Origin of the sequence: Streptomyces sp. NPDC008086, assembly GCF_042957325.1 — a bacterium.
Classification (GTDB): Bacteria; Actinomycetota; Actinomycetes; order Streptomycetales; family Streptomycetaceae; genus Streptomyces.
This window is the reverse complement of the sequence record NZ_JBIBIA010000008.1, coordinates 545478-552379: the sequence shown is the minus strand read 5'-3', so window position 1 is coordinate 552379 and position 6902 is coordinate 545478. Positions and strand designations below refer to the sequence as shown.

The 6902-nt window shown below is 68.3% G+C and carries 8 protein-coding genes; 4 read left to right on the top strand and 4 right to left on the bottom strand.

The window, feature by feature from the left end:
- Positions 1–341 precede the first annotated feature (341 nt).
- Positions 342–992: a DNA-3-methyladenine glycosylase gene (locus ACFZBP_RS29975; RefSeq protein ID WP_383445644.1), complete on the bottom strand. Its 651-nt coding sequence runs from the start codon at positions 990–992 to the stop codon at positions 342–344.
- Between the two features lie 139 nt (positions 993–1131).
- On the opposite strand from ACFZBP_RS29975, the gene ACFZBP_RS29970 reads away from it, so the two are divergent.
- The 3 genes from ACFZBP_RS29970 to ACFZBP_RS29960 all read left to right on the top strand — a co-directional run bounded on the left by ACFZBP_RS29970 (position 1132) and on the right by ACFZBP_RS29960 (position 3149).
- Positions 1132–1914 carry a sporulation protein gene (locus ACFZBP_RS29970; RefSeq protein ID WP_383445641.1) on the top strand — a complete coding sequence of 261 codons (783 nt, stop codon included), beginning with the start codon at positions 1132–1134 and terminating at the stop codon, positions 1912–1914.
- A gap of 43 nt (positions 1915–1957) precedes the next feature.
- The gene (locus tag ACFZBP_RS29965; RefSeq protein WP_383445638.1) at positions 1958–2497 is read left to right on the top strand and encodes a YbhB/YbcL family Raf kinase inhibitor-like protein; all 540 of its coding nucleotides are present in this window, start codon (positions 1958–1960) and stop codon (positions 2495–2497) included.
- A 145-nt stretch (positions 2498–2642) separates the two neighbouring features.
- Positions 2643–3149 (top strand): HNH endonuclease, encoded by a 507-nt coding sequence (locus tag ACFZBP_RS29960; RefSeq protein ID WP_234768147.1) that lies wholly within the window; start codon positions 2643–2645, stop codon positions 3147–3149.
- 138 nt (positions 3150–3287) lie between these two features.
- Here the strand turns inward: ACFZBP_RS29960 and ACFZBP_RS29955 are convergent, their stop codons facing one another.
- The 3 genes from ACFZBP_RS29955 to ACFZBP_RS29945 form a co-directional block, all read right to left on the bottom strand.
- Positions 3288–4229, bottom strand: coding sequence for an SPFH domain-containing protein (locus ACFZBP_RS29955; RefSeq protein WP_383445634.1), 942 nt, complete (start codon positions 4227–4229; stop codon positions 3288–3290).
- 133 nt (positions 4230–4362) lie between these two features.
- Positions 4363–4794, bottom strand: a complete 432-nt coding sequence (locus ACFZBP_RS29950) for an NfeD family protein (RefSeq protein WP_383445631.1) — start codon at positions 4792–4794, stop codon at positions 4363–4365.
- A gap of 60 nt (positions 4795–4854) precedes the next feature.
- Positions 4855–5652, bottom strand: a complete 798-nt coding sequence (locus ACFZBP_RS29945; RefSeq protein ID WP_030053712.1) for an ABC transporter ATP-binding protein — start codon at positions 5650–5652, stop codon at positions 4855–4857.
- 146 nt (positions 5653–5798) lie between these two features.
- Between ACFZBP_RS29945 and ACFZBP_RS29940 the strand changes: the two genes are divergently transcribed.
- On the top strand, positions 5799–6641 hold the full coding sequence (locus ACFZBP_RS29940) for a hypothetical protein (protein WP_383445628.1): 843 nt from the start codon (positions 5799–5801) through the stop codon (positions 6639–6641).
- Positions 6642–6902: the final 261 nt, after the last annotated feature.

Below are 6902 nucleotides of genomic sequence, written 5' to 3'. Positions count from 1 at the left end.
ACGCTTCCTTTGTACTCACCCTCTCGGGCTTTCCTCCGGGCGCTTCCCTTCGGTCTTGCGTTTCCGACTCTATCAGATCCTTTTCCGATCCGATTCCCTGTCGGGGGGTTGTCGTTGGGCTCTGGGCTTTCGCCTGTCGGCCTTTCGACATTCACTACGTTAGCCGATTCCCCCGCCCGATTCATAATCGGGCTCTGTGGGCTCGAATTCAGGCATGCAGGCATGCCAAAAACGACCCCGTCGAGGGTGTTTCGTTGGTAGTGGGTTGGCCGCTCCGGCTGCTGACTTCGCAGTACCCGGTTCAGCGGCTCGGGCCACGTTACGCGCCTCGCCTAGACGAGTCAACTTCGGCGGCGCCTCGGGACGTGGGCCCGGTAGGGGCTCACCGTGGGGTCGTTGGCGATCCAGTAGCGCCAGGGGTGGATGTCGCCGTTTCCGCCGTCCCCCGCCACGCCGGTGCGTGGGCCGTTGCGTACCTGGTCGGAGGGGGTCGGGGTGCCGGTCAGGATCCTCAGCGGGGTTTCGCCGGTGGCGCACGCGTCCGTGCCGTCCAAGGCTCGGTCCACGCCCAGGGCGGTGGCCAGGCGAGCCGGGCCTTTGGCCAGTTCCTTGTCGTTGCGGGCCGAGAGTCGCCGGGTGCGGGCGAGCTCGGCGCCCTCGACGATCTCGCCGGCGCGCAGCAGGACCGCGCATGCCTGCCCGTCGGGGCCGCACACCAGGTTCATGCAGTGCCACATGCCGTAGGTGAAGTAGACGTAGACGTGTCCAGGGGGACCGAACATCACGTCGTTGCGGGGTGTGCGGCCGCGATAGGCGTGGGAGCCGGGGTCGTTGGGGCCGTCGTAGGCCTCGACCTCGGTGAGGCGCAGAGCGATCGGACCGTCCGGGGTGGTGCGTACGAGGATGCGGCCGAGGAGGTCGGGGGCGACTTCCAGGACGGGTCGGTCGAAGAAGTCCCGGGGCAAGGGCGTACGGTCGGGGGTCGCGATCATGCCGTCCGAGGGTAGTGCAGACGGGTGGTCGCGACGGGGTGGTCAGGGGGCGTGCGTCTTGCCAGGGTGGGACGCGGAACCGGCCACGGCCGGATCGCGTTTGTAGGGATCAAGGATCCACTCTGAAAAGAGGAGAGTCATGGCGTTCAAGAAGCTGCTCGCGAGCCTGGGGGCCGGCGGGGCTTCGGTCGAAACGGTGCTGACGGAGATCAACGTCGTTCCGGGCGGTGTCGTCCAGGGTGAGGTGCGGATTCAGGGCGGGTCCGTGAACCAGAACATCGAGGGCCTGTCGGTGGGCCTTCAGGCGCGTGTCGAGGTCGAGGGCCAGGACTCGGAGTACAAGCAGGACATCGAGTTCACGAAGATGTCGCTGGGTGGCGCCTTCGAGCTGCAGGCCGGGGCCGTGCACGCGGTGCCGTTCGGGCTGGAGATCCCGTGGGAGACGCCGGTCACGACGATCGACGGCCAGGCGCTGCGGGGCATGAACATCGGTGTGACGACGGAGCTGTCGATCGCGCGGGCCGTGGACTCCACGGACCTGGACCCGATCAACGTGCACCCTCTGCCCGCGCAGAAGGCGATCCTCGACGCCTTCATCCAGCTGGGCTTCCGCTTCAAGAGCGCGGACATGGAGCGCGGTCACATCCGGGGTACGCGGCAGAAGCTGCCCTTCTACCAGGAGATCGAGTTCTTCCCGCCGCAGCAGTACCGCGGTATCAACCAGGTCGAGTTGAGCTTCGTCGCGGACGCGCACACGATGGACGTCGTCCTGGAGATGGACAAGAAGCCGGGGCTGTTCAGTGAGGGCAGCGACACCTTCCGGTCGTTCCAGGTGGGGCTGACCGACTTCCAGGGGACCGACTGGGCGGCTTACCTCAACCAGTGGCTGTCCGAGGTCGGCAGCAAGCGCAACTGGTTCTAGGCTCGGAACAGCTGATTCCACTGTTTCGTCAGGAGGTATCGAAGTGACCGAGCTCAAGAGGCGGCCGCTGCCCCACGACTTCCATCCGCCCGTGCCGTCCTTCACGGTCACGAGTGAGGACGTCGAGTCCGGCGGGACCCTCAAGGACGCTCAGGTCTACGCGGCCGGCAACACCTCGCCGCAGCTGCGCTGGGAGGGTTTCCCGGCCGAGACCAAGAGCTTCGCCGTGACCTGCTACGACCCTGACGCCCCAACGGGCAGCGGGTTCTGGCACTGGGTCGTGTTCGACATCCCGGCCTCGGTGACCGAGTTGCCGGTGGGTGCGGGCAGCGGCAAGTTCGAGGGGCTGCCGGAGGGTGCCGTACAAGCGCGGAACGACTACGGGTCCAAGGACTTCGGTGGTGCCGCGCCGCCCCCGGGTGACGGGCCGCACCGCTATGTGTTCACGGTGTACGCCGTGGATCAGGAGAAGCTCGGTCCGGACTCGGACGCCAGCCCGGCTGTCGTCGGGTTCAACCTGCGGTTCCACGCCATCGCTCGCGCGCACGTGATCGCCGAATACGAGGTGCCTGCCGAAGCCTGACGTTCATGGAACGTTTGCCCGCCCCTGGTCATGGAAGTGATCAGAGGCGGGCATTTTTTATTTCGTTGTCCATCTCGGCGTGCCCGGCCAGAGTTGATCCCAGCCCGCCAGGGGGTGGGCAGGTGCGCACGGGAGGTGGGCTGCGATGCGGGACACGCTGGTACTGAACGCGAGCTTCGAGCCGCTGTCGACGGTGACGTTGAATCGAGCCATCGTTCTGGTGCTTCAGGACAAGGCAGTCGTCGAGCAGGCGCACCCCGAACTGCGTATGCGTGGAGCCGCGGTGGACATACCCGCGCCTCGGGTGATCAGGCTGTGCAGGTACGTACGGGTGCCGTTCCGAAGACAAGCGCCGTGGTCGAGGCGGGGTGTACTGGTGCGGGACCGGCACCGGTGCGCGTACTGCGGGCGTCGGGCCACGACCGTGGACCACGTGGTGCCGCGGTCCCGGGGTGGTCAGGACACGTGGCTGAATACGGTCGCCTCGTGTGCGGAGGACAATCATCGGAAGGCTGACCGGACGCCTGAGCAGGCGGGGATGCCGTTGCTTCGGGAGCCGTTCGAGCCGACGCCGGCCGATGCGATGTTGTTGGCGCTGGGGGCCGACGACCTCCAGGCGCTGCCGGATTGGCTTGCTCGGGACGCTGCCTGACCAATCGCCGTGAGTCCTGAGGTTGTTCTTTGGCTGCGGGTGGTTTGTGGCTGGTCGCGCAGTTCCCCTCGCCCCTGAAGGTGTTCGGGGCCCGCCTTCCTGAGAAGGCGGGCCCCTTTGTCGTACCGCGGAAGCGGGTCAGTCGATGGACGGCTTCTCTCGGCGTTCCGTACCTGTGCCGCCGTTGGCTCCTGAGCCGCCGCCGAGGCCGCCCAGGTTGCCCATGGCGCCGGACAGGCCCTTGAGGGCGTCGCCGATTTCGCTGGGGACGATCCAGAGCTTGTTGGCGTCGCCTTCGGCGATCTTCGGGAGCATCTGGAGGTACTGGTAGGAGAGGAGCTTCTGGTCGGGGTCGCCGGCGTGGATGGCCTCGAAGACCGTGCGGACGGCCTGGGCCTCGCCTTCCGCGCGCAGGGCGGCGGCCTTGGCCTCACCTTCGGCGCGCAGGATCTGGGACTGCTTCTCACCTTCGGCGGTGAGGATGGCGGCCTGGCGCGTACCTTCGGCGGTGAGGATCGCGGCGCGCTTGTCACGGTCGGCGCGCATCTGCTTCTCCATCGAGTCCTGGATGGAGGTGGGGGGCTCGATCGCCTTGAGCTCGACGCGGTTGACGCGGATGCCCCACTTGCCGGTGGCCTCGTCGAGGACGCCGCGCAGAGCCGCGTTGATCTCCTCGCGGGAGGTCAGGGTGCGCTCCAGGTCCATGCCGCCGATGATGTTGCGGAGCGTGGTGACCGTGAGCTGCTCGATCGCCTGGATGTAGCTGGCGACCTCGTAGGTGGCGGCGCGGGCGTCGGTCACCTGGTAGTAGATGACCGTGTCGATGTTCACGACCAGGTTGTCCTGGGTGATCACCGGCTGCGGCGGGAACGGCACGACCTGTTCGCGCAGGTCGATGCGGTTGCGGATGGTGTCGATGAACGGGACCACGATGTTGAGGCCCGCGTTGAGCGTCCGCGTGTAGCGGCCGAAGCGTTCGACGATGGCCGCGCTCGCCTGTGGGATGACCTGGATCGTCTTGATCAGGGCGATGAAGACCAACACCACCAGAATGATCAATACGATGATGACCGGTTCCATCGTCGTTTCCCCGTACCCCTTCTCCGCTGCGGCAACTTCGGCAGATCTTATGGTTGTTGAAGATCTTGCTGGTCGAGTCTGACAGACCGTCGCGTGGCCCGTGGCGCGTTCGCGCCACTTACGTCGTGCGAGGTCACATGACGATCGCCGTGGCCCCCTCGATGTCCACGACATCCACCTCCTGGCCTGGTTCGAAGGTGCGGTCGGTGTCGAGGGAGCGTGCGGACCAGACTTCTCCGGCGAGCTTGATCCGGCCGCCGGACGCGTCGACGCGCTCCAGGACGACGGCCTGTTTGCCCTTCAACGCGTCGATGCCGGTGGCGAGTTGGGGCCGTTGTGCACGGTGTCTGTTCGCGATGGGCCGGACGACGGCGATGAGTGCGGTCGAGACGACGACGAAGGACACGACCTGGACCACGGCGTCACCGCCGAAGACGCCGGCCACCAGGGCGGCGGCGACGGCGCCGACCGCCAGCATGCCGAGTTCGGGCATCGCGGTGATCACGAGCCCGATGCCGAGCGCTGCCGCGCCTATCAACCACCAAACCCACGCGTCGATTTCCACATGGTCATGGTAGGACCGAGGGCCCTGTCGCGGACAGGGCGCCGATCGTTCGAGAGGAGGTCAGGAGAGCGGGAGGCCCTGGGCGGTCCAGCGGTCGCCGACCTGCTCGACGACCAGGGGGAGGCCGAAGCAGAGGGAGAGGTTGCGGGAGGTGAGTTCGAGCTCCATCGGGCCGGCGGCGAGGACCTTGCCCTGGCGGATCATCAGGACGTGGGTGAAGCCCGGGGGGATCTCCTCGACGTGGTGGGTGACCATGAGCATCGAGGGGGCGATCGGATCGCGGGCGAGGCGGCCGAGGCGGCGGACCAGGTCTTCGCGGCCGCCGAGGTCGAGGCCGGCGGCGGGCTCGTCGAGGAGGAGCAGCTCGGGGTCGGCCATGAGGGCGCGGGAGATCAGGGTGCGCTTGCGCTCGCCCTCTGAGAGGGTGCCGAACCTCCGGTCGAGGTAGTCGCTCATGCCGAGGCGGTCGAGGAAGGCGCGGGCGCGCTGTTCGTCGATCTCCTCGTAGTCCTCGTTCCAGGTGGCGGTCATGCCGTACGCGGCGGTCAGCACGGTCTGGAGGACGGTCTGGCGCTTGGGCAGCTTCTCGGTCATGGCGATGCCGGCCATGCCGATGCGCGGACGCAGCTCGAAGACGTCGGTGCCGGGCTTGCCGAGGGTCTCGCCGAGGATGGTGGCGGTGCCCGTGGTCGGGTAGAGGTAGCTGGAGGCGAGGTTCAGGAGGGTGGTCTTGCCGGCTCCGTTCGGGCCGAGGATGACCCAGCGCTCGCCCTCCTTGACCGACCAGGAGACCTGGTCCACCAGAGCCCGGCCCTCACGGACCACGGATACGTCCTGAAGCTCCAGAACATCGCTCATGAGCGCGTTGTCTCCCCTTGCAGTGTGACCGGTCTCGGCGTCTCGGCGTCTCGGTGGTCGCGTGCGCCGGTGGGCGCAGCCCTCTAGGAAATCTACGCCACCGGTCGGGCGCTTCATTCCATCGGTCCGGTCCTTAGGGTGGGGGCATGCTCTCGGAACCACGTTCAGGACACCTTGCCGCTTGGGGAAATGCCCTTTTGGCCGGACTTGTCTCGCCGGACGACGCTGTGCTGGAGATCGTCGGGGACGATGCCGTGCACCGGGTGGAGGGGCTGCCGGGTGAGTCGGCGCCCGTCGGTCTCACGCTGGCGTTGGGCCGGCTGCGGACGCTCGGGGTGAACGGGCTGCGGGTCGCTCTGCCGGTGCCGGGGCATCCGCTGGGGCTGAGCGGGCCGCCTGAGTTCAACGCGCGGGCGATGGACGCCGAGGAGGCGGTGGTCTGCCACGGCGCCGCGTTCGGGTTGGTGCCGGAGGTGTACGAGGCCGGGCCCGACGGTGATGTGCATGTCGAGGTCGTCTGGCATGTGCTGCCCGTGCGGGAGGCGCCGCCTGCGGATGTGCCGTCGCTGGGTGAGGCCGAGCGGGAGCTCGCGGAGGCCCTGCGGGACGCGACGGAGGTGTTGTCACGGCTGGACGTCGCCGGGTCGGGGCCGGTGGCCGAGGCGGCGATCGATGCGTATCGGGCGCGGGTCGAGCAACGGGGAGGGGCGGCGCGCAGCGCCTCGTTGAGGGGCGGTGGTCGGGCGACGGGCGGGAGGGAGGTGTTGGCGCCGGGGTATCCGCCGCGGGCGGTGCGGGTGCTGGAGCTGGCACAGCGGGTGGGGTTGTTGGTCTCGCTGGCTCATGAGAACGGGCACGGGGGTGCGGTGAGTTCCGCTGAGATGGGGGCTCGGGCGGAGGCGTTGCGGCCGGTGGAGCGGGTGGCTCGGCGGGCGCTCGTCGCGGCGTACAACTCCGTTGTGGAGGAGCGGGAGCGGGGGGTGCGGTGAGGCGCGGGCCGTTGGTGACCGGCGTTGGTGTGACCGTGTCCCGGGGGCTGAGCCCCCAGGCCCCCGTATCGGCCTGAACGGCCTCGTCCTCGAACGCCGGACGGGCTGGAGGTGTGGGGCGGCGCCGATGGGGGCTGCCTCCTGCGGCGAAGGCGCTGGCGGGTGGGTGGGGCTGGGGATGGAGACGGGCTCATCCACGACGCCGAAACGGTCGGAGGGCACGGGGTCGGTCTGATGCGGCCTCCCTCGTGCGGTCCCCGA